This is a genomic window from Flammeovirga yaeyamensis, assembly GCF_018736045.1.
GTDB lineage: Bacteria > Bacteroidota > Bacteroidia > Cytophagales > Flammeovirgaceae > Flammeovirga > Flammeovirga yaeyamensis.
Genome location: NZ_CP076132.1, coordinates 1,405,410 through 1,431,216, shown reverse-complemented (window position 1 = coordinate 1,431,216; position 25,807 = coordinate 1,405,410). Strand labels below are relative to the sequence as shown.

Annotated in this window: 20 protein-coding genes; 12 read left to right on the top strand and 8 right to left on the bottom strand. The window is 33.7% G+C overall.

Features of this window, described 5'->3' with window-relative positions; all coding sequences use genetic code 11:
- Positions 1-3 precede the first annotated feature (3 nt).
- The 9 genes from KMW28_RS05485 (at position 4) to KMW28_RS05445 (ending at position 10,980) form a co-directional block, all read left to right on the top strand.
- Positions 4-966 carry a hypothetical protein gene (locus KMW28_RS05485; RefSeq protein ID WP_169664485.1) on the top strand — a complete coding sequence of 321 codons (963 nt, stop codon included), beginning with the start codon at positions 4-6 and terminating at the stop codon, positions 964-966.
- A 194-nt stretch (positions 967-1,160) separates the two neighbouring features.
- Positions 1,161-3,941, top strand: a complete 2,781-nt coding sequence (locus tag KMW28_RS05480) for a DUF7619 domain-containing protein (RefSeq protein ID WP_169664484.1) — start codon at positions 1,161-1,163, stop codon at positions 3,939-3,941.
- 211 nt (positions 3,942-4,152) lie between these two features.
- Positions 4,153-5,874 (top strand): hypothetical protein, encoded by a 1,722-nt coding sequence (locus tag KMW28_RS05475; protein WP_169664483.1) that lies wholly within the window; start codon positions 4,153-4,155, stop codon positions 5,872-5,874.
- A gap of 145 nt (positions 5,875-6,019) precedes the next feature.
- Positions 6,020-7,699, top strand: a complete 1,680-nt coding sequence (locus KMW28_RS05470) for an amidohydrolase (protein WP_169664482.1) — start codon at positions 6,020-6,022, stop codon at positions 7,697-7,699.
- A gap of 87 nt (positions 7,700-7,786) precedes the next feature.
- On the top strand, positions 7,787-8,341 hold the full coding sequence (locus KMW28_RS05465) for a hypothetical protein (protein ID WP_169664481.1): 555 nt from the start codon (positions 7,787-7,789) through the stop codon (positions 8,339-8,341).
- An 88-nt stretch (positions 8,342-8,429) separates the two neighbouring features.
- Positions 8,430-9,272 carry a 1,4-dihydroxy-2-naphthoyl-CoA synthase gene (locus tag KMW28_RS05460; protein WP_066209488.1) on the top strand — a complete coding sequence of 281 codons (843 nt, stop codon included), beginning with the start codon at positions 8,430-8,432 and terminating at the stop codon, positions 9,270-9,272.
- Between the two features lie 88 nt (positions 9,273-9,360).
- Complete coding sequence (locus KMW28_RS05455; protein WP_169664480.1) at positions 9,361-10,119, top strand: hypothetical protein; 759 nt, start codon at positions 9,361-9,363, stop codon at positions 10,117-10,119.
- Between the two features lie 164 nt (positions 10,120-10,283).
- Positions 10,284-10,475 (top strand): hypothetical protein, encoded by a 192-nt coding sequence (locus KMW28_RS05450; protein WP_066209492.1) that lies wholly within the window; start codon positions 10,284-10,286, stop codon positions 10,473-10,475.
- A 49-nt stretch (positions 10,476-10,524) separates the two neighbouring features.
- On the top strand, positions 10,525-10,980 hold the full coding sequence (locus tag KMW28_RS05445; RefSeq protein ID WP_169664479.1) for a hypothetical protein: 456 nt from the start codon (positions 10,525-10,527) through the stop codon (positions 10,978-10,980).
- 62 nt (positions 10,981-11,042) lie between these two features.
- Here the strand turns inward: KMW28_RS05445 and hemA are convergent, their stop codons facing one another.
- Together hemA and KMW28_RS05435 are read right to left on the bottom strand one after the other, a co-directional pair.
- Positions 11,043-12,302, bottom strand: coding sequence for a glutamyl-tRNA reductase (gene hemA, locus KMW28_RS05440; protein ID WP_169664478.1), 1,260 nt, complete (start codon positions 12,300-12,302; stop codon positions 11,043-11,045).
- Positions 12,303-12,373: 71 nt separating this feature from the next.
- A complete protein-coding gene (locus KMW28_RS05435; protein WP_066209498.1) occupies positions 12,374-13,525 on the bottom strand; it encodes a DUF3179 domain-containing (seleno)protein in 1,152 nt (383 codons plus the stop codon).
- 247 nt (positions 13,526-13,772) lie between these two features.
- On the opposite strand from KMW28_RS05435, the gene KMW28_RS05430 reads away from it, so the two are divergent.
- A complete protein-coding gene (locus KMW28_RS05430) occupies positions 13,773-14,702 on the top strand; it encodes a hypothetical protein (protein WP_169664477.1) in 930 nt (309 codons plus the stop codon).
- A gap of 73 nt (positions 14,703-14,775) precedes the next feature.
- Here KMW28_RS05430 and KMW28_RS05425 read toward each other — a convergent pair whose 3' ends face one another.
- Positions 14,776-16,092, bottom strand: a complete 1,317-nt coding sequence (locus KMW28_RS05425; RefSeq protein ID WP_169664476.1) for a M28 family metallopeptidase — start codon at positions 16,090-16,092, stop codon at positions 14,776-14,778.
- A 189-nt stretch (positions 16,093-16,281) separates the two neighbouring features.
- Here KMW28_RS05425 and KMW28_RS05420 point away from each other — a divergent pair, with 189 nt between their 5' ends.
- On the top strand, positions 16,282-16,767 hold the full coding sequence (locus KMW28_RS05420) for a tetratricopeptide repeat protein (RefSeq protein WP_066209504.1): 486 nt from the start codon (positions 16,282-16,284) through the stop codon (positions 16,765-16,767).
- On the opposite strand, the gene KMW28_RS05415 is transcribed toward KMW28_RS05420, so the two are convergent.
- From KMW28_RS05415 to KMW28_RS05405, 3 genes are all read right to left on the bottom strand, one after another.
- Positions 16,764-16,988: a hypothetical protein gene (locus tag KMW28_RS05415; RefSeq protein WP_158297652.1), complete on the bottom strand. Its 225-nt coding sequence runs from the start codon at positions 16,986-16,988 to the stop codon at positions 16,764-16,766. The genes KMW28_RS05420 and KMW28_RS05415 overlap by 4 nt on opposite strands.
- Before the next feature lie 151 nt (positions 16,989-17,139).
- A complete protein-coding gene (locus tag KMW28_RS05410; protein WP_066209509.1) occupies positions 17,140-17,448 on the bottom strand; it encodes an RNA-binding S4 domain-containing protein in 309 nt (102 codons plus the stop codon).
- Positions 17,449-17,455: 7 nt separating this feature from the next.
- A complete protein-coding gene (locus KMW28_RS05405) occupies positions 17,456-19,027 on the bottom strand; it encodes a toxin-antitoxin system YwqK family antitoxin (RefSeq protein WP_169664475.1) in 1,572 nt (523 codons plus the stop codon).
- A gap of 157 nt (positions 19,028-19,184) precedes the next feature.
- Here KMW28_RS05405 and KMW28_RS05400 point away from each other — a divergent pair, with 157 nt between their 5' ends.
- The gene (locus tag KMW28_RS05400) at positions 19,185-20,282 is read left to right on the top strand and encodes an AMP-binding protein (RefSeq protein ID WP_169664474.1); all 1,098 of its coding nucleotides are present in this window, start codon (positions 19,185-19,187) and stop codon (positions 20,280-20,282) included.
- Here KMW28_RS05400 and KMW28_RS05395 read toward each other — a convergent pair.
- Positions 20,266-23,211, bottom strand: coding sequence for a ligand-binding sensor domain-containing protein (locus tag KMW28_RS05395; protein ID WP_169664473.1), 2,946 nt, complete (start codon positions 23,209-23,211; stop codon positions 20,266-20,268). The two genes, KMW28_RS05400 and KMW28_RS05395, sit on opposite strands and share 17 nt — an antisense overlap.
- A gap of 90 nt (positions 23,212-23,301) precedes the next feature.
- Positions 23,302-25,722 carry an ATP-binding protein gene (locus tag KMW28_RS05390; protein ID WP_066209517.1) on the bottom strand — a complete coding sequence of 807 codons (2,421 nt, stop codon included), beginning with the start codon at positions 25,720-25,722 and terminating at the stop codon, positions 23,302-23,304.
- Positions 25,723-25,807 lie beyond the last annotated feature (85 nt).

Here is a 25,807-nt window from a genome sequence, read left to right as displayed (position 1 = left end):
ATCATGTTCAGGTCTCTATTTTTAGTCCTCATTTTCTTTTCTTTTTGGGGTAATACAGCAATTCAAAACAATAGTTACATCGAATATCATCAAAGAATCGATTTGGCTGAAAATTTAATTAGTACAGAACGATTCGATGAGTCACTACAAGTTTACATCAAATTATTTGATGATTATAAATTTGTATTTCTTCGAGATTATAAAGTGGCTTCTCAGGTGGCACTTAAGTGTAACAAAAAGGAACTTGCTTTTGTTTTCATAAAAAATGCAATATCAAATGGTTGGAGTAAAAAAAGTCTAAAAAAGAATATTTATTTAAAGGTGCTACAATCCGATGATCGATGGAGTGAATTAATGAAAGAATATGATGTTTTAAGAAGTAATTACTCCAATAAATTAAATCTTGCGATGAGAGAAGAAGTACATCAAATGTTTAAAAAAGATCAAAAGAAGGCATTTGGAGCATTTATTAAATTAGGTAATAAAGCACAGGAGAAATATATCAAAAATAAGTTTGTACCACATAGTGAAACACAAATGAAGGTGCTTCGGAAAATGTTGGAGAAAGAAGGCTATCCTGGTGAAAAACTGATTGGAAACAATTATTGGATGTCCACAATTGTAAGTCACCATAACTCTATGTCGAAAGAGTATAACCAAAAAGACACCTTATTCAAGTCATTAAAACCACAACTTTTTCAAGCATTGGATAGAGGAGAAATCTCTCCTTATGAAATCGCACTTATGGAAGATTGGTACCTTACTGTTACTTCGAGTGGTAGTGCTGTTGGTTATGGTTTTCTAAATTCCCCGAAAAAATCGACACTCGATCAGACAAATAAACTGCGTCAAACATTAGGTCTAAGAAGTGTTGAGTTAAGAAATAAATTAGTTGATATTGAAGAAAAAACAGGCATGAATTTTTATTTACCGGATTGGGTAAATGGTAAAATCAGCATCAAATAGTCTGCTTGCATAACAATATACAGAACATTCTACCCATTTATTCGTTTACAATTGTTAAGTACAACTTTAATGTATTCTTCTATCAATCTAAAAGTCTTTTATGGCTTTGTTTTTGACTGAATATACGACAATATTACTTTCATTGATTTAATTTTTTTATTGCTACTTACAATTATTTTTTTTCAACTACTATTATGAAAATTTCTCTTTTGCTATTATGGTTAGTACTACTAACCCCTCTTGTCTATGCACAAGATGTAAACATTCCAGACGAAAAATTCTTAAATGAATTAATTAAAAAAGGGTATGATACGAACAACGACAGTATCATTCAAGTATCCGAAGCGGAGGCTGTCACTCGTCTAAAACTTTTTCAGAAGGATATCTATGATTTTACTGGGCTGGAAAGTTTTATCAATCTAGAATGGCTAGACATCTCACACAACCTACATTTAAATGTTAAAGGTGTGCCTATGGATTTTACCATGATGCCTAACTTAGTCTATCTAGATGCATCAGTAAATAACTTTAGTGATGTGAATGTTACAAATCTCGAGCATCTCGATACTTTAGATATTGAGCAATTGAATTTGGGGACACTCGATTTCACTGGTTTGGAAAAACTGAAATTTCTGAATATCACATTCAATAAGTTCGAGACGATTGATTTAACGATGTTTACTGAGCTACTCCACTTGGATATGGCTTACAATGACTTGGATACCGTTGATGCTTCTCCTTGCGTAAATCTGAGTAGGCTAAACATTGGATCAAACGGTTTAAAAAGTCTTGACATAACGGGTCTGACGAAGCTTGAAGAGCTTTATTTAAGTAAGGCCGACATCTCAGAATTGGACCTTTCCACACAGGAAAGTCTAAAGCGTCTAACGTTTTCTTATACCAATTTACCAAGTCATTATACCTTTGATGCATTACCAAGTTTAGAAGAGCTTTACTTTTCTCATAATGCTATTCAAAGTATAGATGTCAATCACTTACCCAAGCTCAAAACATTAAGTTGTAGCTATAATGAAATTAAAAGTCTCGATCTAACAGGGATGAAAAGCTTGGAGAGAGTCGATTGTCATTTTAATGAAATGGACACTCTAATTCTAACAGGCTGCGATAGCCTCACTCGTTTACGTGCATGGGAGAACAACTATACAGGAGTTGATCTTTCTGATCAAAAACAGATGTTCGCCTTGTATTTAAGCGATAATGATATTAAAGCTTTGGATCTTTCTAGCATGGATAGTTTATACTATTTCGATGCACATGGAAACCAATTAACTGAGATTGATTTTTCGCACAATAAAAACTTGGAGACCATTCGACTTCAGGAAAATGATTTGACAAGTATTGATGTATCGTTTTTACATCAGTTACACGATTTTAATGTACAGAACAACCCTAATCTGAATTGTTTATCAAGGCTTCCTAATTCGATTAGAGATTTAAATTATAGAAATACTGGAGTTCAATGTATCTCTAATATACCAACAACTATGGTAGACTATTTAAATGCATTGGGTCCTAATTTCTTCTTTACATTAGACGAGTATCAAGTTTGTCTTCCAGATAATAATCCAAACGATTGTCCGACTTTCCCAACAGTCTATGGCAACGTTTTTTACGATTATGATAAAGATGGAGTGAAGGATGATGACGAGAACAATTTCGAAGGTTTAGAAATTACTTTTAATCCAGGCGAACAAGTCTTTACCACCGATGAAAATGGCTATTATTATGCGATTCTAAGCGATACAGGATCATTTACTGCAACAGTAAGTACTCCAGAACATTTTGATGCTGTACCTCAAACTTTCGAAGTAGCTACATCAGATTATTCTGATAAAATTGTTCAAAACATCCCTCTTCAATCCAACAAAGAAGTCAATGACTTATATGTTAGAATCCCTTATTTCACCCGTGCTCGACCTGGCTTTTATATGCGTTATGTTGTCGAGGTGCTCAACCACGGTACGGAACAAGTGGAAAATATTGAAGTCACTTTTACTATCCCTGCCTTTGAGCTCGCCGATTCCCTATCAGATTTTTCTGTAAGCGGAGAAACAATTACCTACACCATTAATAAAATGAATGTAGGTGAAATGTATAAAATTGATCTTTGGGGAAGGACTTCATTAGATGCTTTCGGAGAAGAAGTGGAAATGATAGCAGAAGTGGAAATTGATGGAATTGAAGATGATAATGCAGAGAACAATACTGAGTCTGTTGAATTTATTGTTACAGGATCCTACGACCCTAACGATAAACAAGCTAGAGACAGTATCACCACAGAAGAAGTAGAAGCCGGTATTCCACTCGACTATTTGATCAGGTTCCAAAATACAGGAACGGATACCGCATTCAATGTGTATATTCTCGATACTTTATCAGATAACCTGGACTTAGAAACGTTTGAAGTGTTAAGTGTCTCTCACGATTATGAAGCCGTATGGTACGACTCCAATGTAGTAGTCTTCACTTTCGAAAATATCCTTCTTCCAGATAGTATTGTCGATGAACCGAATAGTCACGGCTATATCAACTATCAAGTATCACCTAAAACAACATTGGTGGAGGGCGATAGTATTCAAAATACAGCTTATATCTATTTTGATTTCAATAAACCAATTGTGACCAATACAGTAACTACTTTGGTGTATAACCCTCCTCCTGAAGAAGAGGAAGAAGAAGAGGAAGATGATGATGAAATTATTAGTTCGTCTGTAGAGGAAATTGATCAAGGAATTGTCTTTTACCCTAACCCTATTAAAGGAAGCAAGATGGTTTACTTTAAGTCAGACCAACTTGTAACCCTGGAAATTTCAAATTATTCCGGCAAGCTGATGCTCCGAAAAGAAAAGGTATCGAAGAGTTTCTCTGTGAAGGAATTACCTTCTGGTATTTATTTCTTGAGGTATACTTCAGGAGATGGAAATTGGGGTGTAAGGAAATTGATTGTAGAGTAAATAGTATTTATAAATATTTTGAGGCAATTAATCTATTTGGAGACTGACTAAAAAACGAGGAAGTATTTCTTTAATGCTTCCTCGTTTTTTTATTACTGATTTTTATGTTGTACACTTTATTAAATTTGATTAATGAATTAAACTTATTAGTTTAACGCCTTTGCAAACATTGATATACAAGTGCTATTTTTTTACCAAACCATTTTTTACTATGTTAAAAAACAAACTTTCCATCTCAACGATGTTACTATCTTTGATGATTTTTTTGGGCTGTGAACAGCAATTACAAGATGAAAACATACAACTAACTCCAGAAATAAGTATCGAAACTAATGACTTCTTAAGAGGTACTTCAAGTATCAAACTAAATATTTCAGGAGCTTCGATTGATCAAGTTGATCTTTTATCTAATAACCAAAACCTAACTTATGAAGTTTCAGAATCGACAGAAGGAGATAGTTATACCTTTACTTTTGATTCCAAACAATTGAAGGAGGGAAGACAAATGATCAAAGCGAATATCTCCTATGTTTCGAATGATGAAAACGAAATAACAGAAACTTCAAAAGAATTTGAGGTGAATGTAGATAATTATTTACCGACATGTCAATTCGAAAACGGATATGAGCAAGCTTTAGACTACAACAGAACAGCGATAGGCGGTATTTTTGAAACAACGTATATTAGATCTAATTCTAAAATTGATATGGCATTTTATGATGAAGATTGGAATAGAATATCTGAAACATTTTCGTCAAATTATTCTGATACAATCAAAATATTAATTCCAGAATCCAATACTTCACAAAAATTCTATGCTACTTATTTCATTTCATATGATTATATGAGAACTCGCAAAGACACGAATACTGGAGAGGAGATACCAGGCTTATCAAGTGAAAGTATTTACATAGAGAATCAAGCTATACATTCAAGTGACACCACATATTCTTTTTTTAAAAAGAATCAATTCCAAGTTAAACAAGTAACTGTAGGTTTCAATATTAAGGAAATTACAGCTTACACTGAAGATTACTATTCACGCGTAACACAAACTGATATTGTAACGAATATTGTGGGTGACTATAAATACATCACTTTTTGGGTAAATGATTCTCAAAGCGAAGAAAAAAAATTTGCAAGTACTTTTGATCTCTACAATCATGAGACAAATAAAGGCGCTACTGTTCTTGCGAGTTTAATGAATCATGGCGATACCTTTATGATTAAAACATCAGATTTGGAAATTCCTTTAAACAAGAACTCTTACAATTATAATCTTCACTATTATCAAACAATTAGTTCTGAGAATTTAAATTATTACCATGATTATAAAAGAATAGGTTCTGATAGTATTGGCTTTTACAAGATATTAAATTTACCAGAGGGAGTTCACTTAGAGTATACAAAAGAAAAAACAGAATTTGATGCTGATGAGATTTCATATTCAAGGATTACATCAAAAGTAGAAAACCTAACTGATTATGGTAAAGAAATTTACAATCTGTCTCTAATTCAATCCGAAGTTAGTCTTGAAAAAACAAGTATGACCAATTCTAATGTTGTTGATGGCAAAACTGAAATGCAAATCTATTATTATTTTTATAAGCCGGCTGATACTAAAAATTATAATTATTACATAAGAACTAATGGTAAAAAAGATGACACTGAAATAAGTTATTCATTAAAAAAAGATCCTGAAGTTTTAGCACTTCATGGAAACAAAATTGAGAAGCTTTTCAATACCGATGTAGCTTATATTGGTACAAACAATACACATGAAGATCATTTTACAAGCGATGGATATTTTAAACTCTTAAAATGGCACACTATTAATTCAGGTCAACGTTCAATTCTACTGCCTTTGGAGAGACCTCACTTTGATGATAAAGTTGAACATGAGTTTCCGATAGAATATCACCTGGTTAAATAAATTTCAGTTGCTCTATCTTTATGTTCTCCTCTGAAATAAGAGTAATAACATTAGTCATAAAATAATAATAATTTAATTAGGGGATTTCACCATGAAATCCCCTTTCATTATTGAATACAAAATCTAAAAATAGAGTTCTTCAATAATGAAAAATATAATTACTTTATCAGTCACATTATTTTGGTCGATTACCTCATTTGCACAAGATATTTATATCAATGGTAAAATTTTCACCTCAGATAAGAATAATCTATGGGCTACAGCGATGGTCATTAACAATGATAAAATTGAGTATGTCGGAAATGACCGTAAAGCTTTAGAATGGAAATCTGAGGAGGCTAAAGTGATCGATCTTAAAGGAAAATTATTACTTCCTGGATTGTACGATTCTCATATGCACCCCACTATTGCAGGCCCAAACATGACGTTTGTATTGGACTTGTTTGGTGTGGAAGATAAATCGGAAGCTGAAAGAAAAATCAAAGAGTTTGCAGATCAACAACCCAAAGATGCTTGGGTATTAGCTAACGGGTATAAAATCAAACATTTTGATAAATCGACAGCACAAGATTTAGACGAACTTGTGGGTGGAAGACCCGCTATTATCTGTGAGGAGTCACAACACACAGGTTGGTATTCAACAAAAGCTATGACACATTTTGGAGTAGATAAAAACTCTCCTGATCCTGACGGTGGTTCTTATGATCGTTTTGAAGATGGAACTCCAAGTGGACACTTTAGAGAAAAGGCACATATCGCTGCTGGTTTTCTAGCTACTCCAGAACTCCTGACTGAAGATCAACAAGAAATTGCCATGAAAGCTATTTTGGATAGATGTAATAGTGTTGGATTTATTGGTATTGAAGATGCTGCTGCTCTTTCTGCTAAGGGAGCGGATAATGTATATAAAAGGTTATATCAAAAAGGTGAACTGACTGTAAGAATGGAATACAACAGAGTACATTTATCTCCTATTGATGATGAAACTAATAATAAAAGCCTAGATGAGCGATTCTATGAAGGAAACGAAATGTTAACTTCTAAAACGGTAAAATTCGCTATTGATGGTATTCCAACGGATAAAGCATTCCTTTTTGAGCCGTATGAAAATGCTGATTGTGAACATTCGCATACGTGTATTGGAGTAGCCAACTATTCTAAAGAAAGGTTGTTAGCTAATTTCAAATATCTTATTGATAATGGTAATAGAATTTATGTACACGCTGAGGGAGATGCTGGTATTTCAAGAGTCATTGATTGCTTGGAGGAAATAAATAAAGAAAAGTCGATTAAACAAGATAGACATGTTATCACTCATGTTGATCTAATTAAGAAAGAGGATGTCGATAGATGTGCAAAGTTAGGAATTGTGCTTCAGGTACAACCTCAATGGCAACCTTTGGATGAGTTTGCAAAAAGCTATATCAAACCCGCTTTAGGTGAAGAAAGATTTAATGAAATTTACCGATACGATAGACTGTATCAAAGAGATGACATTATGGTGGGCGTGGGTGCTGATTACCCAACTGGACCTGTATTCTCACCTTGGGAAATGATGCAAAACGTTGTAACTAGTAAGAATGTAGGAGAAGATATGCAACCGAGAGGTTACACTTCTTCAGTTGAAAAAGCAGTGTTGCTTTTTACTATAAATAATGCTTATGTGATGTTCAGAGAGGACATAAGCGGTAGTTTAGAAGCTGGAAAAAAAGCTGATTTCATCATCGTCGATCAAGATATCTTTAGCATTGATGTAAATGACATCCATAAAACGAAAGTATTAAAAACTGTGTTGAATGGAAATACTGTATATGAATCAAAATAAGGAAAAGCATTGAGTCAAAAGAATACCCATTGGAAAACGATGGGTATTTTTTTATCTTCAGGCATCAAGAATTATCATTTTCCACTAATGAAAACCTACTCCTTCTTTCTTTTCTACTTTCTAACAATATCACTATTTGCTCAAGATGTTGATACAGAATATAGCTATGAACATCAAAAAATAACTATCAAAAATAGTTTACCTAAAGGTGGGTTAAAATACACAGATCAATATGGGTCGAAATATACTTATGTGGTCTTTTATTCTGAGGTGATCAACACCTCTGATTCTACTTTGCACCTTTCTCTAAAATTTCCATCAGATGTATATCCACTAACTGAAGATCAGGAGGTGAATTTTTCTTTTTACCTTCCATCAGAAAGTATGACAGAAGAGAAGAAAACACAATTTATGTATGGTTTAGATGTGGAAAATTATTTGATAAACAACTTAGGTAAATCAACTAAAATGAATAAAGAGATTCAGCCTAATTCAAGTAGTTACATTTATGTTTTGGCTGTATCGAATAAAGGGGTAAATGGAACGGTGAGGGCTGAATTGGTTTTAAAAGATGATGCGTTGTTTTATCAACTAAATGGGTTAGAAATTAAGACGGGATTACTTCAAAAATTAAACAACTAAACATTTCCTCTTAAATATTAAAAAACCTATTCGAAGTTTAGTCTATAGTCATTACATTTGTACGAATCGAACACAAACTAATTTTGTAATGGCAAATCTAGAGTGGAAAACAATTAAGGAATATGAGGAAATCACCTTCAAGAGTTTGGATGGTGTAGCGAGAATCGCAATTAACAGACCTGAATGTAGAAATGCATTTACACCTAAAACCGTTGATGAAATATGGGAAGCTTTAATTATTTGCCATGAAAGTCAGGAAATTGGTGTGGTATTGATTACCGGTGAGGGTCCTTCTCCAAAAGATGGTGGTTGGGCATTCTGTTCTGGTGGTGATCAACGTGTGAGATCAAATACAGGTTATAAAGGATCGAATGGCGTGAACAGATTCAATATCTTGGATGTTCAACGTCAGATTCGTTTTATGAATAAAGTGGTTATTGCTGTCGTTCCAGGTTGGTGCGTAGGTGGAGGCCATAGTTTGCACGTAGTATGTGATATGACTTTAGCGAGTAAAGAACATGCAAAGTTCAAACAAACAGATGCCGATGTGGCAAGTTTTGATGGCGGATTTGGTTCTGCTTACTTGGCACGTCAGGTAGGTCAGAAAAGAGCAAGAGAAATCTTCTTCTTAGGTGCTGAGTATTCTGCACAAGAGGCTTACGAAATGGGCATGGTGAACAAAGTAGTTCCTCACGAAGAATTGGAACAAGTAGCATTCGACTGGGCACAAGAAATTATGACTAAGTCGCCAACAGCTATCAAAATGTTGAAGTTTGGCTTTAACTTAATCGACGATGGATTGGTAGGTCAGCAAGTATATGCAGGTGAAGCAACTCGTTTAGCTTACGGAACGGATGAGGCGATTGAAGGTAGAGATGCTTTCCTTCAGAAGAGAAAACGAGACTTCTCGAAGTTCCCGAAATTCCCTTGATAAAATTATCTAATAATTATATGAATAAGAATTTGTCATCGTTACTTAAATGGATGACAAATTCTTTTTTTTATTTTAAACTAAAACAATGAAATACTTCAAACTACTCCTTCTAACGATTTTCTTCTTTTCATGCGATTCTGGAACTTCAGAACAAAAATCAAAAAATGAAAACCAAGAAGCAGAAACGATTTATTATAAAAACGAAATCATTGACGGTCCGGCGAATATCAGAGATAAAAAAAATGGTGTTGTTGAATTAAGCCTCAACAATAGTGTTGCAGTTGATCTTGGTTTCATGAAAGATAATTGGTATGAAATCGGAATATGGATCGATAATAAAGGATACCAAGGCTTTATTCCTGCTAATGAAAAGATATACTCAAAAGGAAAATGGGTAGGTACTACAAAGAGTAAAATCGAACCAATGTTTGCCGATGAAGAAAGCTTTTATTATGCAGGGTATACCTATAAAGACAATATTAAAAAGGAGAGTCTTTTAGAAAATCAAGTATTTACTTTAATTACACAAAATCACACTAAAGCAGAATTTCTTCCCAAATTGAAAAAATTAGGTTTTGAAGAAATAGATGTCTTCAATCATGATGATTTTGTGTTTTATGGTGTATATGAAGATTTTGTAGTTGACCCGTCTCCTTTAGATAGACTATCTATCATCTTTAAAAACAACAAATTTATCGGTATCAAAAGCAGCCGTGATTTTAACTTTAGAGAAGGACATTTTTTCAAGTTAGAAAGAGGTTTTACCCTAAATTTAATTCCAGATTACGAAAATGGTGCTGAATTAAAAGATAAAATTAACGCTGTTTTAGGTATGATTGATTAATTTTCTATTGTAGAGAGGTTACAATGCATCATCCGTGCAAGAGCTATGCAAAACCCTCTCTTACATCGTTAATTATCATTGTATTACCAAATAAATTAACTAACTTAAAGTCCTTGATATAGAGAAGTATTTTTTCTCTAAATTTTAAAGCAAAACTAATGATCATGAACAAACTATTTTTTATCCTTCTATCTATTTTTTCAATAAATGCTTTTGGACAAAAAGATCTTACTAAAACAGCTACACATATTGAAAAAGAAGGCAAATTATTATATCGTTCAGAGATGGCCTCGTGGCATGGAACTGATTTGTTTTTAGGCCAACATCAAAACAAACTTCGAAAGAAAGCACAATAAAAAGTCGATATTAATACAACAAAAACATTTTTTATAAACTATTAAAACCATGAAAAAGCAACTTATTCTATTCGGTTTATTACTATATTCCATATGTTCTTTTGGTCAAGATATTATTGAACTAAAAGAAAAATCTGACTACAAAAAAGCAGAACCAATGGTAATAAAGATCTGTTCATTTCTATTTAATAATCCTGTCACTCATGAAAAAGAAACTAGACAAGCGGGCGCAAGCTATATAGTACAATGGATGTCTGGAACTCCAGACTATACCTTTACAGTTACTCAAGAAGGAATGCAATTAATTGGTTCAAAGCAAGAATATATGGCTTTATATATGGCAGCACAAACCATGGTAGTTTTGGAGAATAAAGATAAAAAATTGACTCCTGAACAAATTGAAAAAGGTGGAATAGATTTATTAATCAATTACTGTTCTAACCCTGCTAATAATATAAAGCTGAGTAAAAGCATGAAAAAATATAAAAAGAAAAATGGGGTTTAACCTACCTTCTACCTCATAAATAAAAAGGACGTTGCAGTGCAACGTCCTTACAAATACAGTTCTTATCTTTTCTCCAAATCTATATCAAATAGATCCGTAATGATCTTGCCCATCTTTTGTCCTTCTTTTTTATTGGCCGATGCAGTGGCCTTTAGTTGAAGTACTGGGACTTTCATAATTTTATTCAGTAAGTTCTTCGTAATCTTATCCACTTGTTTCTTCTCTTTAGAAGAAAGCTGACTATCGTATTTCTGAACTTCTTTATCTCTAATTTCTTCTAAGGTATTCTTTAATCCTTTAATGATAGGCGAGAATTCCATCTCTTGAGTTCTTTTATTGAACTCTGATAAAGAGGCTTCTATAATGGCTTCTACATGAGGGATCGCTTTGATACGCTTTTCTAAAGCTTTATCAGCACGAGCGTTGATATCGTCTACAGTGTACACAATAACGCCGGGAATCTCTTCTACATTTTCAGCTACAGAACGAGGAACTGATAAATCCATGAAGCATTTAAATGCTAGGATATCTAAAGAGGAAATGTTTTCCTTATTGAAGTAGTCAGCAATTGGAAGAGAAGAGATAATTACATCTGCTTCTTTTGCTGCTTTCCAAAGTTCTTCGAAAGGTCTTGTTTTATATCCTGTTTCTGATGCCAATTCTTCTGCCACACTAAATGTACGGTTCATGATCGTTACATCAGAAATTGAAGTGTTCTGAAGGTTTCTTACAGCATCCGTACCAATCTCTCCTAAACCTACAACTAGAATTTTTGGATCGTTGATGTCAGAAGTAAGCTCATCTAACATTTCCACCGCTGCATAAGATACAGAAGCGGCACCGTCTCTAAATTCAGTTTCGATTTGCACTCGTTTGTTAGCATTAAAGATGGTATGCATCAAACGGTGAAGGTAAGGACCTGCCATTTCGTGATCAGCGGTCCATTGATAGGCTCTTTTAACCTGACTTGAGATTTGAATATCACCTACTACTTGCGATTCCAAGCCCATTGCTACGCGGAACAAGTGGTTTTGGACATCTTTAGGATCACATACCGATTCAAAATATTGATTTGCTTCAGTATCCTCAATCTCTTTTACCTTACAGATATTATTTATTAAGCTTTCGGATATATCTTCATCGGCAATGTAATATGCCTCTGTTCTGTTACACGTAGAGACAAACAACAACTCATTTAGACGTTCATCGTTCTGATACGTCTTTAGAAGCTGTTCGCAATCGTCTTGTGATAACGATAATTTCCCTCTCACTTCGAGAGGTGTATTTTTATAAGATAATCGTATTGCCTTGAAATCTTTCATACCTGTTTAATAAGGGTCTGGGTACAAAAATACTACTTATGTAGCGTAAAATATAGGTTTATTTAAATTGATTACCAATTAATACTGTAAATCAAACTATTAGAGTAAAACTCTAACTCTGGAAAAGCAAAACTTTGAGAAGTGGAAATAGGTGTTAATTTTCCTCCTTTAAAATGCCCTTTGATACACTCTCCCATCATATTCCATTCTGATTGAGATTGTTCGTCAATATAATAACCGTTTTTATAAGAGAAAGTTAACCAAACACCATCGTATAATGCGGAATAAGCTACTGCAGATCCGATTACTTTCGATTGTTTGATTTCTCTTTCTTCCAGCATCGATTTACTACCGTCTATGTAGAAAATCGTTACGTACATATCTTTAGGTGTATCGTTAATTACTTTTTTCTTTCTTACCTCTTCTAATGGATAAATCATTCGATCGCCACGAAGGTATAACGTCACAATGCGTTCCATTGGCATCAAACGTTCGTTAGGCATGTGATTTAGATAAAGTGGCTTTTCTGTGAGCACATTATCGTATTTATAGTAAGGGTTGATACCGTAAGGTAAAAGTTCATCTTTTTCATCAAAACGTAAAACCAAACCGTATTTACAATTTTCGTAGAACTGATTTAAGGTCATTCGAATACAACCTCTTTCTACCAATTGTTGGTTTCTTAGTTCGCCGGTTTCACATTTACCTGTATATTGTTGCCACCAAGATTCAGATTGTTCATCATACAAGATGATATTACTCATTCGGATCATTCCTGAAGGAGCAAAAACCAACTCCCTTTGAAAACCATTTTTCTCAAATCTTCTTTCGTAGACTTTAACGGCATCGGTTAATGGACAATAAGTGATTGCTATTGGCATGCCTCCGATTCTATCGTTAATTACTTGATGAAACATCAAGAATTCCATCGGATAGGCTTTATGTTCTCTACCTTGAGAAACTACCACAACATTTTCGTCGCCTTTGTAGTTTTCTTTGGCTCTTTCCTCGTTATAAAACTTTGGTCGGTTAATGGCTTTAAAAGCATCTCTTGGAGTTAATGCTTGATATTGCCAAAGATTAAAATTGGTTTTATTTAGATCAGTGGTCCACTCATTTTTCACACCTACCCTATTCACTTGTGCCGTTAGACCAAGAGAAACACACATCAAAAGAAAAACGAGACGTACCGTTCTCATACCTAAAAATTCCAATTTGTTCATTAATTTAATTTATCTACCAATTTCGTTGAAAATTAGCAGAATACAAAAGTAATAAATGATGTTACAACCTTCATTTATTTTAAGTCATATTAATGGTAAAAAATCCTTGTGATGTAAGATAAAAATGAACTACTCTAATATTCTGTTGTACAGAACCAACAAATCTCTTCATTTTGTGGTTAATCTTCTTTAGAAAAATCTTAATCATCTATTTTCATCATACTTATAAACTAAAATTTTTTATACAATGCTAAAACAATTTTTTATCACTTCCCTACTTTTAATCACTTCATTCAATCTTCTTGCTTCTGGAACTGAAAATGCTCCAAACGAAGAATCTCCATACAATTTAATGGGAGAACATGACGGCAAAGGAATGTCTGTTGTTTGGGCAGTAAATGAATGGCCTGCTGGTTTAGAAAAAATGGTCATTAAAAAGAAAAGTGCTTCTACCGGAAATGAATGGACAACTCTAACTAAAACACCTTTATCGCCAGGTGTTAAAGCCGACAAAGCTCTAGACAATGTTACAGACAATGCTGAGTTTTTAGCAGAAATGAAGCAATATCAAAAAGAAGAATTTGAAAAGAATGCTAAAGGACTAGCTTCATTAGCTAACGAAAAATTGATGAAAGCTGTCGCAGATAATCCTAAAGTGATTTTCTGGGTAAACATGAGTATTTTAGCTGAATATAAATTTGCATTGATGGCAGGTTTTGGATTCAAAGAAATCAATCCTACAAAAGAAGTGGTTACTTATGGATTATTCCCTGTGATAAATGGGAAAGAGGCTACTACTCCTGTATTAACCAAAGAATTTGATTTAAATGCAAAAACAAAGAATGAACCTGTAATTGCTTCTAAAAAAGCTGAAAAAGGTATGAACGACAAAGGTATCAAGATTGATATTACATATGAAGCTTCATCTTTACCTGAACATTATGGACTTTATAATGTATATCGTACAGAATCCGGTACAAAAGAAAAAGTTAAAGCAAATAAAAACTTAAAAGCCTTCGATACTAAGTTGGCTGAAGGTGAAAAAAACATCACTTTAGATTTCCAAGATAAAGAGATTGACAATACTAAAAAGTATACATACGAAATTGTAATTACCTCTTTATTTGGTATAAATGCTAAACCTATCACTGTTGAATATACACCTACTGCACAATAGTAGTTGTGAATCACAAAAAAAAGTCCTAGTTAAAAATGTAATCATCTAGGACTTTTTTATTTAAATAAGATGTCTATTTAATTGGTCTCGGAGTAAATCTCCCTCTTACCAATGGCTCAATTCCTACAGCCATTCCTTTAATCACATCTACGATATTTTGATAATTCAATGTCTCAGCTTCATCATTTACTGTATGATAATAAGAGTCAAAATCAATATCAGTTGATGATATCGTATGAGCAATTACCCCTCTTTTTACAAAAGAAGCATTGTCAGATATAAAATATAGATCCATATCCTCATAAGGATCGGCAAAGATTTTAAAGTTGATTCTATCTTTTAATACGGTTTGTGCCAATTGCTTACCCAATGTACTTTGATCATACCCCGTCATATATGCTTTTCTTTTACCATTAACTGACGGTTTGCCAATCATTTCGAAGTTAATCATGGCCTTAATATTTTTCAGTTCTTCATCTGACATTTGGCTAGCCATATACTCCGAACCTACCAAACCCATTTCTTCAGCTGTAAAGGTCACAAACAAAATCGATCTAGGGTATTTCATTCTTCTTTTAGCAAAATACTCTGCCAATTGTAATACAGCACTAACACCCGATGCATTATCATCTGCTCCATTGGCAATAGAATCGTTTTGAATAGGTTCTAAAATACCAATATGATCATGGTGTGCACCAATCATAATTGTTTCTTTAGCTCTTGGACCACTTCCCTCTAATCGGGCCATCACATTTCTCATGACGATATTGTGGATCTTTTGTTGGAAAGTGAAACTTAGTTTCTTAAACTTTTCTCTAGAAGCAGGAATATCTTCCACCCAAACGATCTTTCGAGCACCATCAATTTCTTCTAAGTACTCTTTGTTAGACAGTTTGTTTTTTAACTTTTTCATGGCAATTAGGTTCATATCACCTTGCACCCAAACAAAAGTAGGTTGATTCGATTTCATCAACTCCTTTCTTTTATCATTAAAATTTTCAGATTCCTTTAAAGTCACTACCGAAAATTCTTTTTTCTTCTTTGATGCCCATTCCTCCACATCAGTATCAATAAAGAATTGATTACTCTTTACAGCTTCTTTATTGATAAGTAATGATTCAGAAATACCTTCTACAGCAAACTTTTTGATATTCTGAAAATAGGTACCGTCCTCCCCGGCAGGAACAAGCCCAAGTTTTTCAAACTCATTTTTGATGTATTCTGTGGTTAATCGTTCTCCCTCAGATCCAGCTAATCGGCCTCTTAATTGATTGCTTGCTAAAGTATCTACAATTTCTTGGGTTCTAGCTACTGAAATTTGCGCCTTTACATCATTTTGAAGGCTGAATATCAATGCAAAAAGAAGGATAAATGTTTGTACTATTCTCATGAACTATGAAGATATGTTAAGTTTTTCCCTAATGAATTTAATCGTTAGAAACTTTTTAAACTACATAATGTATTAATGATGTGTGACACGTTTCATTAATCATTGAGGTTGTGATGTATAAGTTTATTGCCTTATAACATACAATTTCAACATAAAAGTAAAGTAATTTACTTTAAAAAACATACCACTATGAAAGAATATACAACTGAGGTAGATGTTTTATTTACACAATTAAAAGAAGCTACTGACAAAAATATAATAACTGATCTTGAAAATTCAATTTTACAGATTTGGCAAAGATCGGATGATCCGTTTATGACAGATGTTTTTAGTTTAGGTACGGAACAAATAGCTAAAGAACGTTTCAACGATGCTATTGCTACGTTTTCTCATGCATTAATTTTCAATAAAGATCATTCTGAAGTATATAACAAAAGAGCCATTTGTTATTACATGAGAGGAGAATACAAGAAAGCTATGGATGATTTAAAAAAGGTGCTAGAATTAGAACCTCGTCATTTTGCTGCACACTCAGGTTTGTGTACTATATATAGAGAATTAAAATTAGAAAAATTATCGTTGAAGCATATCGAGAAATTACTTAAAATTGTCCCGAATAAAGAAGGTTTAAGTTTACAGGCTAAAAGTATACGTCGTAATCTTAGAAAGAATTAAACCAATAATTGTTGGTCTTTCTTGCTTGGATCGGGTGCACCTGGTGGTAAAATAAAAATACCCGGTGGAAGATCTAAATCCGGATCATTTGGAGAAACAGGCCATCCACCATTATTATCGTTATCATCATCGTCGTTATTTAGTGCTGAGTCGTCAATATCATCTCTCTGAAAAAAGGTTTGATAAAATGACCAAACGGCTATACCGATAGCGAGATACATGAGTAACAATATAATGTGGAGATTTTCCATAAAGTAACAGAATGTTAGATATATATAAGGGTTAATGAAGTACCTACAATTTATAAATAAATGTAAATAAAAAAAAGAGATAGGATGTTAATTCTATCTCTTTTTTTGATCATTCAATAAATTACTTTCTCAAGTAAAATCTTTTTTCGTCGATATACTCTTTCAGCTTACCTAATTCTTCTTTAGATGTGATTTCTTGAATATTATCAGCCACCAAAGAAGCTCCTACTCTCTTCTCTATAAGGTTCAATACTTTGTATTTCCTCCATATAGGATCCTTTTTCACTTCTACAACGTCACCTACCGCAATTTTCTGAGACGGCTTTGGAACATTACCATTCAATAATACTTCTTCTTTTTTACAAGCATCTGTAGCTACAGTGCGGGTTTTAAACACCCTAACACACCAAAGGTATTTATCTACTCTCATATATTATTTAGTTCGGATACTTCACTTCTAAAAGAGTCCCTTTATTATAGATCTCTTCCTTTTCTAATATTCCGTTTTCATCGAAATATTTCCAAGTATCCAATTTTTTATCTTTGTATTGTTTTCCTATTTCTCGAATCTGACCGTTTCTGTAGAATTTCTTCACTTCTCCATAAATATATCCTTTATCGTATGGAACTTCCATCAAAACGGTACGGCCATCATCATAGTATTCTAAATGAATGCCCACTAAACGACCTTTTCGGTAACGTTCTTTGGTCATTAAAACACCCTCTTTATTATAGATTAGGCTTTCACCTTCCTCAAAACCTCCAGTAAACGACTTCATAGTTTTTAACTTGCCATTAGCATAATATGTTTTCCAAGAGCCAGTTTTCAACTTTTTAATCATCTTGCCTTCCTCTTTTACTTTGCCATTTTCAAAGTATTCTTTCACTGTATTCTCTGTAGCATTTTTAGCAAATACTTCTTCGACCTTCAACGTTTCCCCATCGGTATAATATTGCTTCTGAACTCCCTTTTTAATCCCTTTTTGATAATTAAAGACTTGTTTTAAAGCGCCATCATCATAAAATCCTTTTGTAATTCCATGCATTTTTCCTTGTTGCATGTGACCTTCTTTCAATAAGATTCCTTTTTCAGAAAACTCTCTGAAGACGCCTTTTTGTTCCTTTCCTAAAGCAGTGATCATTTCAGACTTCAACTGACCATCTTCATAATAGTTTTTATAGTTTCCTGTGGTTCTTCCCTTCACAATTCGGTTTTCCGACATCAGTTGACCACTCTCATAATATTCTAATCTCAAACCGTGTTCAATGTTATTCTCAAAGGGAATCACTTGTTTTAAAACTCCAGAGGTATAAAATTCTTTCGATTCACCTTCTAGTTTACCATCCACAAAATCACTTTCTTTTTGAACGGTAGTCGATTTTGGAAAGTACGTATAATATTTTCCATCAATTTTACCTTCTTTATAGGTGCCTTTCTGCTTGAGGTTTCCTTCTTGATCGTATACTTTCGTCACTCCATTTCTTACCTCTCCCAACATTTCTGATTCATTCATCAACTTGCCAGAAGGGTAATATTCTTTCCAATAGTTTTTACTGATATTATGTTCGATCTGAACAGTTCCATTAGGAAAGAACTTTTTCATAGTGCCCACCATTTTATCTTGTTTAAAATGTGCCACTGTCTTTTTCGCTCCTTCTACATAAAAGGAAACATATTCCCCCTGCTTCAGGCCATTTTTATATTTAGCTTTGAAGTGCACTCGACCATTTTCAAAAAACTCATAAAAATCGCCATTCAACTCCCCGTCTTTGTAATTCGATTTTACTATCAGATTATCTGATCCTGGAAAGTAGCGTTTGTATTCTCCGTCTATTCTGTTCGAATCTCCATCCAATACATAAAACTCTTCTGCAACGATTCCCGCCCAATCATCGTAATACGTTTTGATGAGTGTACGTTCTTTCGACTGACCGTTTACACCAAAAGCAATTACAAAAATTAAACAAAAAATATAGATAAAATTCTTTTTATATTTTAGGTACTTCATAAGTTTGTATGGATTCAAAATCTATGGATCATTAAGTCAAATTACTATACTGATAGTGGATTTAAGAGAGGATTAACCTCATTACTTCTTCAAAGATCAATTATCATTCCTAGTATAACAAACATCTCTACGTTTCCTAACTTAATTTAAGTGAAAAATGAACTTACATATTAAAAATAACACCTATTCATTTGCAGAAATACAACAAGGAAACTTCCAATTGGAAGGAGATGATTTGATAGATCCAATATTACTTTTTTGCTTTGAGTGGTTAAATCAAACAGAAACTTTTAGCTTACAATCTTCGGGGTCGACCGGCACTCCAAAAGAAATTCAGATTCTTAGAACACAAATGAAAAGCAGTGCAGATGCAACAGTTGAATTTCTTGGTTTAAAAGCCAACGACCACGCACTTGTATGTCTAAACACCAATTATATTGCTGGTAAAATGATGTTGGTAAGATGCATAGAACACAACATAAATGCGACGATCGTTCCACCATGTTCTGCACCTTTTAGAGAACATCTTTTGCCCAAAGCATTTGATTTTATCGCAATGGCACCCATTCAGGTACAGTTTTCTTTAGATTGTGCGGGTGATCACCCTGCCTTTTTACAGACCAAGAAGTTAATTATTGGAGGTGCTCCGATTACAGAAAGCCTAGAAAAACGTATCAAACAAGAACTTTCGAATACAGATGTTTATCATACCTATGGTATGACAGAAACGGTATCACATGTTGCTTTAAAGAAAATTCATCAGCAAGCGGATTCGTTTTTCCATACGCTTCCAAATGTAGTTATTGGACAAGACGATCGTAAGTGTTTATGGGTTCAAGGTCCAATGAGTAATGATGTCAAACTGCAAACTAACGATGTGGTACGTTTAATTAACGATACTACTTTTGAATGGCTTGGAAGAGCAGACAATATCATCAACAGTGGAGGGGTAAAAGTGCAAGCAGAAAAAGTAGAGAAAAGTATCAACGAAGGTCTAAAACAGATAGGTTATCAGAATATTTTAATGTTTGTGGGAGGTCTACCCAATGAGAACTTGGGAGAAGAAGTAACTATTTTTATTGAAGGGATTACCTTAAAGCAAACAGAAATTGATCAGCTTCTTGATATCGTCAAAAAGCCTTTAGACAAGTATGAAGTGCCAAGAAATGTTGTTTCATTATCCAATTTTGAGAAAACGGATACCATGAAAATCAGAAGGAAAGCCACTATTCAAAAGTTTATTGAGCAGCAGTAGATTTAGAACCTACATTAAAACCTAAGATGTAATCCTGTAAGTTTTGATCAGCAGCCAACTCAAGCTTTTTCTTCAAGCGGTATCTTGATGTTTTCAAACTATCTTGAGAAATCCCTAATAGATTGGCGCACTCAATTAAACTTAAGTTTAATCGGATCAATGAACAGTGTCTTAAATCGTGTGAGGTTAAAGCAGGATGTGCTTCTTTTAACTTGATATTAAAGTCTTTATGCACTCCATCAAAATAATGCTGAAACTCTTCCCAATCTTTATCGGTTTTCTCACTTTGATCAAGTGTATGATGCAAAGGTTTTAATACCTTTTTTAAATCGGGACTTGTTTTCTCTACCTCTTTTAATTGCTTTCTCAAACTCTCCATAAAGTTGTTTTTCTCAACAATATTTAGAGTCACCACCGTAAGGTTTTTATTTCTTTCTTCGAGCAAATCGGATAATTGTTCCGCCTTTAGTTGAGTGTTTTTAAGTTCTGCTTCTGCAATAAACTTTTCAGCTTCGAAGATCATTTGTTTCTTTTTGTAGATCTCCTGTTGTTGTTCCATGATCTTGGTTCTTTGAGTGGCAATCTCTTTTGCCCTCATCTCTACCAAATACTCTAAACGCTTCCCTTTTTCTTTGAGGTTCTTAAAATACCTTTGGATGAGTAAGACGATCAAAGCAGCCACTACAACAATGAGTAAAACAAAAAACCATGTCTTTTTATAAAATGGAGTGATTACCCTGAATTTTAACCTAGCGGTATCGCTCAGTAACCTTCCCATTTGCTGAGCTTTAACCTCTAATTCATAATCGCCATTATTTAAGGACAACATAGATAACTCATCTACTTTAGATGGTAAAGTCCACAAGGAATCTGCCGACTTAATTCGGAACTGATATTTTACATTATTGGAAGGAAATTCCTGTATATCATACTTAATTTTGATGTTGCTTTTATAAGGCAATATCAATTGATCGTTGGTCCACAAACGCTCCTCTTTATTTTCGATAGTGAACAGTCGGATATCAGGTATTTTGGTTTTTCTTTGAAGCAAATCCGAAGTCTCACTCACCACCAATCCTTTTTCCGAAGCTATCCATAATCTCCCTTCAGAATCTGATTCCAACCCTTGCACTTTTATAGCATTTGATGGCAATCCATAAGTTTTATCAAAATATTGAACCTTTGCATCTTTCAATCGAATAATACTATTGTAACTCGCCAACCAAATAGCATTATCAGGTGTTTGTTCTATGGCTTTGTAAGGCGTATTTCTATTTAAACCTTCATACCATAACTCCTTCAATACAATTTCTGTAGATTTATCTGATTTTGAAAAATAAAAACAACCATCAGTAGTGGCCAAATAAACTTCTTGTTTTGTTATTAGAAGATCGTTGACTGTAAGATCTTGATTTACTTCTCTTGGAAAGCGTAAATTGATTTTTTCAAAATCTTGGGTTTTATAATTAAATTTTGATAGTGTTTGATGTTTCTTTTTCCCTCCTAAATAAAAGGTTTCACTTTCGTTTCCTTTAATCACAAAGGTACTCTTCAGAAAGTCTTTTTGGACACTACTTACTTCTTTACCATTTAATTTGATAAGTCCCTGATCGTATTCTGCAGCCGCCCATAAATGATTCTCTTCATCCACGAACATAGAGATAATTGATCCTCTAGCATTGACTTTATCCACCTTTAAAAAGGCATTTTGGTTTAGTGGAGTAGAAAAGATATGTCCATCATAGGTACCTATAAAGAGTTCTTTATTGTAAATAGAAAATACCCTTGATCTTTCTGGACATTGATACACAAAAGTCTGTTGCCAATCGTTATCCATCCATTCTAATTGTCGAATACTATCGCCCAAAGAAATAAGTACTTTACCTTTAGTAACCTCTTTTGCCGATTCAATAATTTTGTGTTTGTCTACAATATCAATCGACTGAAAAGGTACTTCCTTTAGGAGCCCAATATTTTCGGTACTACTCACCCAAATACCTTGTCCTTCTACCTTTTCCAAGTCTATGATATCTTCGATACCATTTAAATATAACTTTCTCTTTTTGGCTGTATTATTTGTTAGATCTACAGCATATACCCCGTTATTCCAGGTACCTACAACAATTAATTCCTCATCAATTCGACAAACGGTAGATACATCTTTTATATCACATATTAATTTCCAAGAAGTGACTTGCCCTTCTCTATTCACTTTCATCTCGAAAACACCTTCTTTGGCTCCAATTATAAAAGTTTTGAAACCGACCTTTTCAGTGTAAGCGATATTATGCAACTGTAATGGTAGCGTCACTTTTTTTAGGCGATCGTTTTCTTTATCAAACTGAAAAACACCTACATTATACCCAAACATCCATGTTCTATCATATCCGTCTACCTCAAAAAGAACGGAACGAACATAATGCGGAGATTGAGATTGTCCCGATAATGTGTAACGGTGAATTTTATTATTGACAAAATGAACTACAGTGGAAGTTTCTCCAATCCAATATTCATTTTCATTTACCTCATAAATACTTTTGGGATAATAAAGTGTATTGGGTTGAAGGGTTGCAGATCCATCTATGATTTGATTGATCTCGTACTGATTGCCTTTTGAAGTAATCTTACCTACTCCTAAATCATGAATCACAAAGATAGAGTGATCTTTTCCCCTGCTTAATGATTTGATATAATGACTGGGTAATTCAGAATGTATAAAAGTAGTCGTTGTCCCATCAAACTTCATTAAACCATTATCGGTAGCCCCCCAAATGAATCCATTATCAGAATGTGAGATAGATTTTAATTGTTCTGAGATGAGTCCTCCTTCCACAGGATAGAAAACATATTCACGTAATTGTGAATAACTTTTTGATTTTGGGATCAAAAAGAAAAAAATACTCACAATAATTAGAATTTTGCTTTTCATGTAGATGGTTAATTGATAGGTTGTTCACAAATGTTTAAGTCATTCACAGAGTGATACTAATTTGTGAATAACTTTTCGAAAGGACAAATATTATTGCACCTCTTCTAAATTATGTGATCTTTTAATGGGTAATGAAATGGTAAAAGAGGTTCCTTTACCAACTGCAGAAGTGACTTTAATATCGCCATTATGGTCTTGAATAATTCCAAAAGAAATAGACATACCTAATCCTGTTCCTAGACCTACTGGCTTTGTAGTAAAGAACGGATCGAAGATTTTATTAATCGTTTCTTGGTCCATTCCTTTTCCATCATCTTTAATTCTGATATAAACAAAGTCGTTTTTACTCCATGTTTTAATGTAAAGATTCCCTTCCCCTTCAATCGCTTGTTCGGCATTGTTCAGGATGTTCATAAACACTTGGTTGACTTTACTCTCGTTACAGTTCACCAAAGGAATACCTTCATATTCTTTATGTACTTCGACTCTGTTTTTTAGTTTGTTATTTAATAATCCCAATGAGGTATCTATACCCTCTTCCAAATTCGCTTCTACAAAGTGAGCCGAATCCATTCTGGCAAAGGTTTTAAGATCCATCACAATTTGAGTGGTTCTATTAGCACCTTCTTCAATTCCTTTCAGTAGATCATTGATTTCATCTATAACAAAAGAGATTTCGTACTCTTCTTCAATTTCCTCCACTACATTTTCTTCCACGTGCTTGGTGAGTTCTTTAAATGCCACAGTTAAGTCCTCTATGTCATCCTTTAGCGGCATTACATTATTGGCTACGAAATTAATTGGGTTATTAATCTCATGAGCGATGCCTGCGGTTAACTGACCAATAGATGCTAATTTTTCGGAACTTACTAACTGATCCTGCATTTCTTTCAACTTCAATAAAGTTGATTCCGTCTCTTGAAGTGAATTACTTAGTGCCTCGTTTTTACTTTGAATTTCGTGGTTTCGTTCACGAATTTCGTCGTGTGCAATTCTTAGTTTATCAGATTGCGTACGTAAAGCATCATTTTGTCTTTCGATATGCTTCGTACGTTTCTCTACCAATAACTCTAGATGGTTTTTATGTACTTCTAATTGCTTTTGAGCATCCTTAAGTTCAGTAACGTCTACTAAGAAACTGGTTACCCCAATAATACTTCCTTGCGTATTTCTAAATGGATTAAAGAACTGTTCGAAATAATACCCCTTAAACTGATCGACAACCACTAGATCTTCCCCGCGAATACATCTATCGAAATAATCATCTAAGAAGATATGTTTATTATCTTCTCTGATTTCTTCATATATGTCCATCAGATAATCACCCTTCTGCAATCTTTTACCTGTAAGCATTTCGGTGATTTTCATAAACTTATTATTCCAACTCAACAATCGTTTATCACGATCTAGGGTATACATCATGATATGATCCGAGTTGTCTAAAATATTTCGAAGGAGTTCGTTGATCTTTTTATATTCCTCCGCTACAATTTTTCTCTGCTTCAATTCATTTTTCCACTTAGTTGACATAAAGCCTAATGAAGTGGTAATAATTACCCATAGTAAGAAAACTAAAGCCAAAGTAAAGTTTCTCGATTGAATTGAGCTTTTCAATACCGTACTCAATGGTACTCGAGTAGTAATTACCCAAGGTTCTGTCATCCCTTGAATTTTTATAGGAAAAAGCATTTCATAATAGCTGTCATCTCCATTTTCACTCTCAACGATTCTAGATACTTTCTGATCATTCCTTAGAGAAGCAAATAAATAAGGAGGGATACCATCATTTTGTCCAATATCTTTCGGGTCCATCGATCCAACAATCTGACCGTTTGGTGCCGCAATGCACATATAACGGTTATCTTTTTGATCGTTTTCACTAATAAAATTTTGAAAGAATTTTAGACGAATAGCAGTTCCAACAGCACCCACTATTTTTTGGTTATCATCAAAAATAGGCAATACCACATGTACTGCAAATGCATTCTTTTCTTTACTTTTTTTGATGTGCTTAGGTAAAGTCACAAACGACTCACTCGAAGAAAGAATTCTCTTCTTCAAAAAGAAGTTGTTCCAATCCATTTCTTCCAAAACGATTTCATGATTTACCTTATTAGGATCCTTGGCATCAATCGTTTCTTTATCGTAAAAAATAGGATTGTATATGGTAGAGTCGGAATTATTGCTGTCTAATAAAACCAACCATAAATATTCGATATTGCTGTAATGCGAGATAGTATTATCAAGTAAGCCTAACATGATATTATCGGTCTCTACCTTCTTCTCACCAATAATTTGCATGGTATTACCCATCAGTCTCATTTCGGATAATAATGTTTGAAGACGGGATTCGATAGATTCGCCATATCTAACTGCTCTTTCTTTTGTTACTTCAAAAGCAAGCTTTTTAGACTGACTACCTCCGTTCTCAAACACTTTAAACCCAATAATCAAAAAACTAAAGGTGGTTAAAGCGATAACACTCCATATAGATCTGGCTTGTGGACTCAATTTAAAATACTACAAAAAATTTAATCAAGAAGTATAATTTTACTCATCATTACATGACCCACAAAATTATTAATCTAATAAACCA

What these genes read in the sequence shown, in the direction of transcription:
- KMW28_RS05485 (WP_169664485.1), top strand. Translation starts at nt 4, where the DNA reads ATGTTCAGGTCTCTATTTTTAGTCCTCATTTTCTTTTCTTTTTGGGGT.
- KMW28_RS05480 (WP_169664484.1), top strand. Translation starts at nt 1,161, where the DNA reads ATGAAAATTTCTCTTTTGCTATTATGGTTAGTACTACTAACCCCTCTT.
- KMW28_RS05475 (WP_169664483.1), top strand. Translation starts at nt 4,153, where the DNA reads ATGTTAAAAAACAAACTTTCCATCTCAACGATGTTACTATCTTTGATG.
- KMW28_RS05470 (WP_169664482.1), top strand. Translation starts at nt 6,020, where the DNA reads ATGAAAAATATAATTACTTTATCAGTCACATTATTTTGGTCGATTACC.
- KMW28_RS05465 (WP_169664481.1), top strand. Translation starts at nt 7,787, where the DNA reads ATGAAAACCTACTCCTTCTTTCTTTTCTACTTTCTAACAATATCACTA.
- KMW28_RS05460 (WP_066209488.1), top strand. Translation starts at nt 8,430, where the DNA reads ATGGCAAATCTAGAGTGGAAAACAATTAAGGAATATGAGGAAATCACC.
- KMW28_RS05455 (WP_169664480.1), top strand. Translation starts at nt 9,361, where the DNA reads ATGAAATACTTCAAACTACTCCTTCTAACGATTTTCTTCTTTTCATGC.
- KMW28_RS05450 (WP_066209492.1), top strand. Translation starts at nt 10,284, where the DNA reads ATGAACAAACTATTTTTTATCCTTCTATCTATTTTTTCAATAAATGCT.
- KMW28_RS05445 (WP_169664479.1), top strand. Translation starts at nt 10,525, where the DNA reads ATGAAAAAGCAACTTATTCTATTCGGTTTATTACTATATTCCATATGT.
- hemA (WP_169664478.1), bottom strand. Translation starts at nt 12,302, where the DNA reads ATGAAAGATTTCAAGGCAATACGATTATCTTATAAAAATACACCTCTC.
- KMW28_RS05435 (WP_066209498.1), bottom strand. Translation starts at nt 13,525, where the DNA reads ATGAACAAATTGGAATTTTTAGGTATGAGAACGGTACGTCTCGTTTTT.
- KMW28_RS05430 (WP_169664477.1), top strand. Translation starts at nt 13,773, where the DNA reads ATGCTAAAACAATTTTTTATCACTTCCCTACTTTTAATCACTTCATTC.
- KMW28_RS05425 (WP_169664476.1), bottom strand. Translation starts at nt 16,092, where the DNA reads ATGAGAATAGTACAAACATTTATCCTTCTTTTTGCATTGATATTCAGC.
- KMW28_RS05420 (WP_066209504.1), top strand. Translation starts at nt 16,282, where the DNA reads ATGAAAGAATATACAACTGAGGTAGATGTTTTATTTACACAATTAAAA.
- KMW28_RS05415 (WP_158297652.1), bottom strand. Translation starts at nt 16,988, where the DNA reads ATGTATCTCGCTATCGGTATAGCCGTTTGGTCATTTTATCAAACCTTT.
- KMW28_RS05410 (WP_066209509.1), bottom strand. Translation starts at nt 17,448, where the DNA reads ATGAGAGTAGATAAATACCTTTGGTGTGTTAGGGTGTTTAAAACCCGC.
- KMW28_RS05405 (WP_169664475.1), bottom strand. Translation starts at nt 19,027, where the DNA reads ATGAAGTACCTAAAATATAAAAAGAATTTTATCTATATTTTTTGTTTA.
- KMW28_RS05400 (WP_169664474.1), top strand. Translation starts at nt 19,185, where the DNA reads ATGAACTTACATATTAAAAATAACACCTATTCATTTGCAGAAATACAA.
- KMW28_RS05395 (WP_169664473.1), bottom strand. Translation starts at nt 23,211, where the DNA reads ATGAAAAGCAAAATTCTAATTATTGTGAGTATTTTTTTCTTTTTGATC.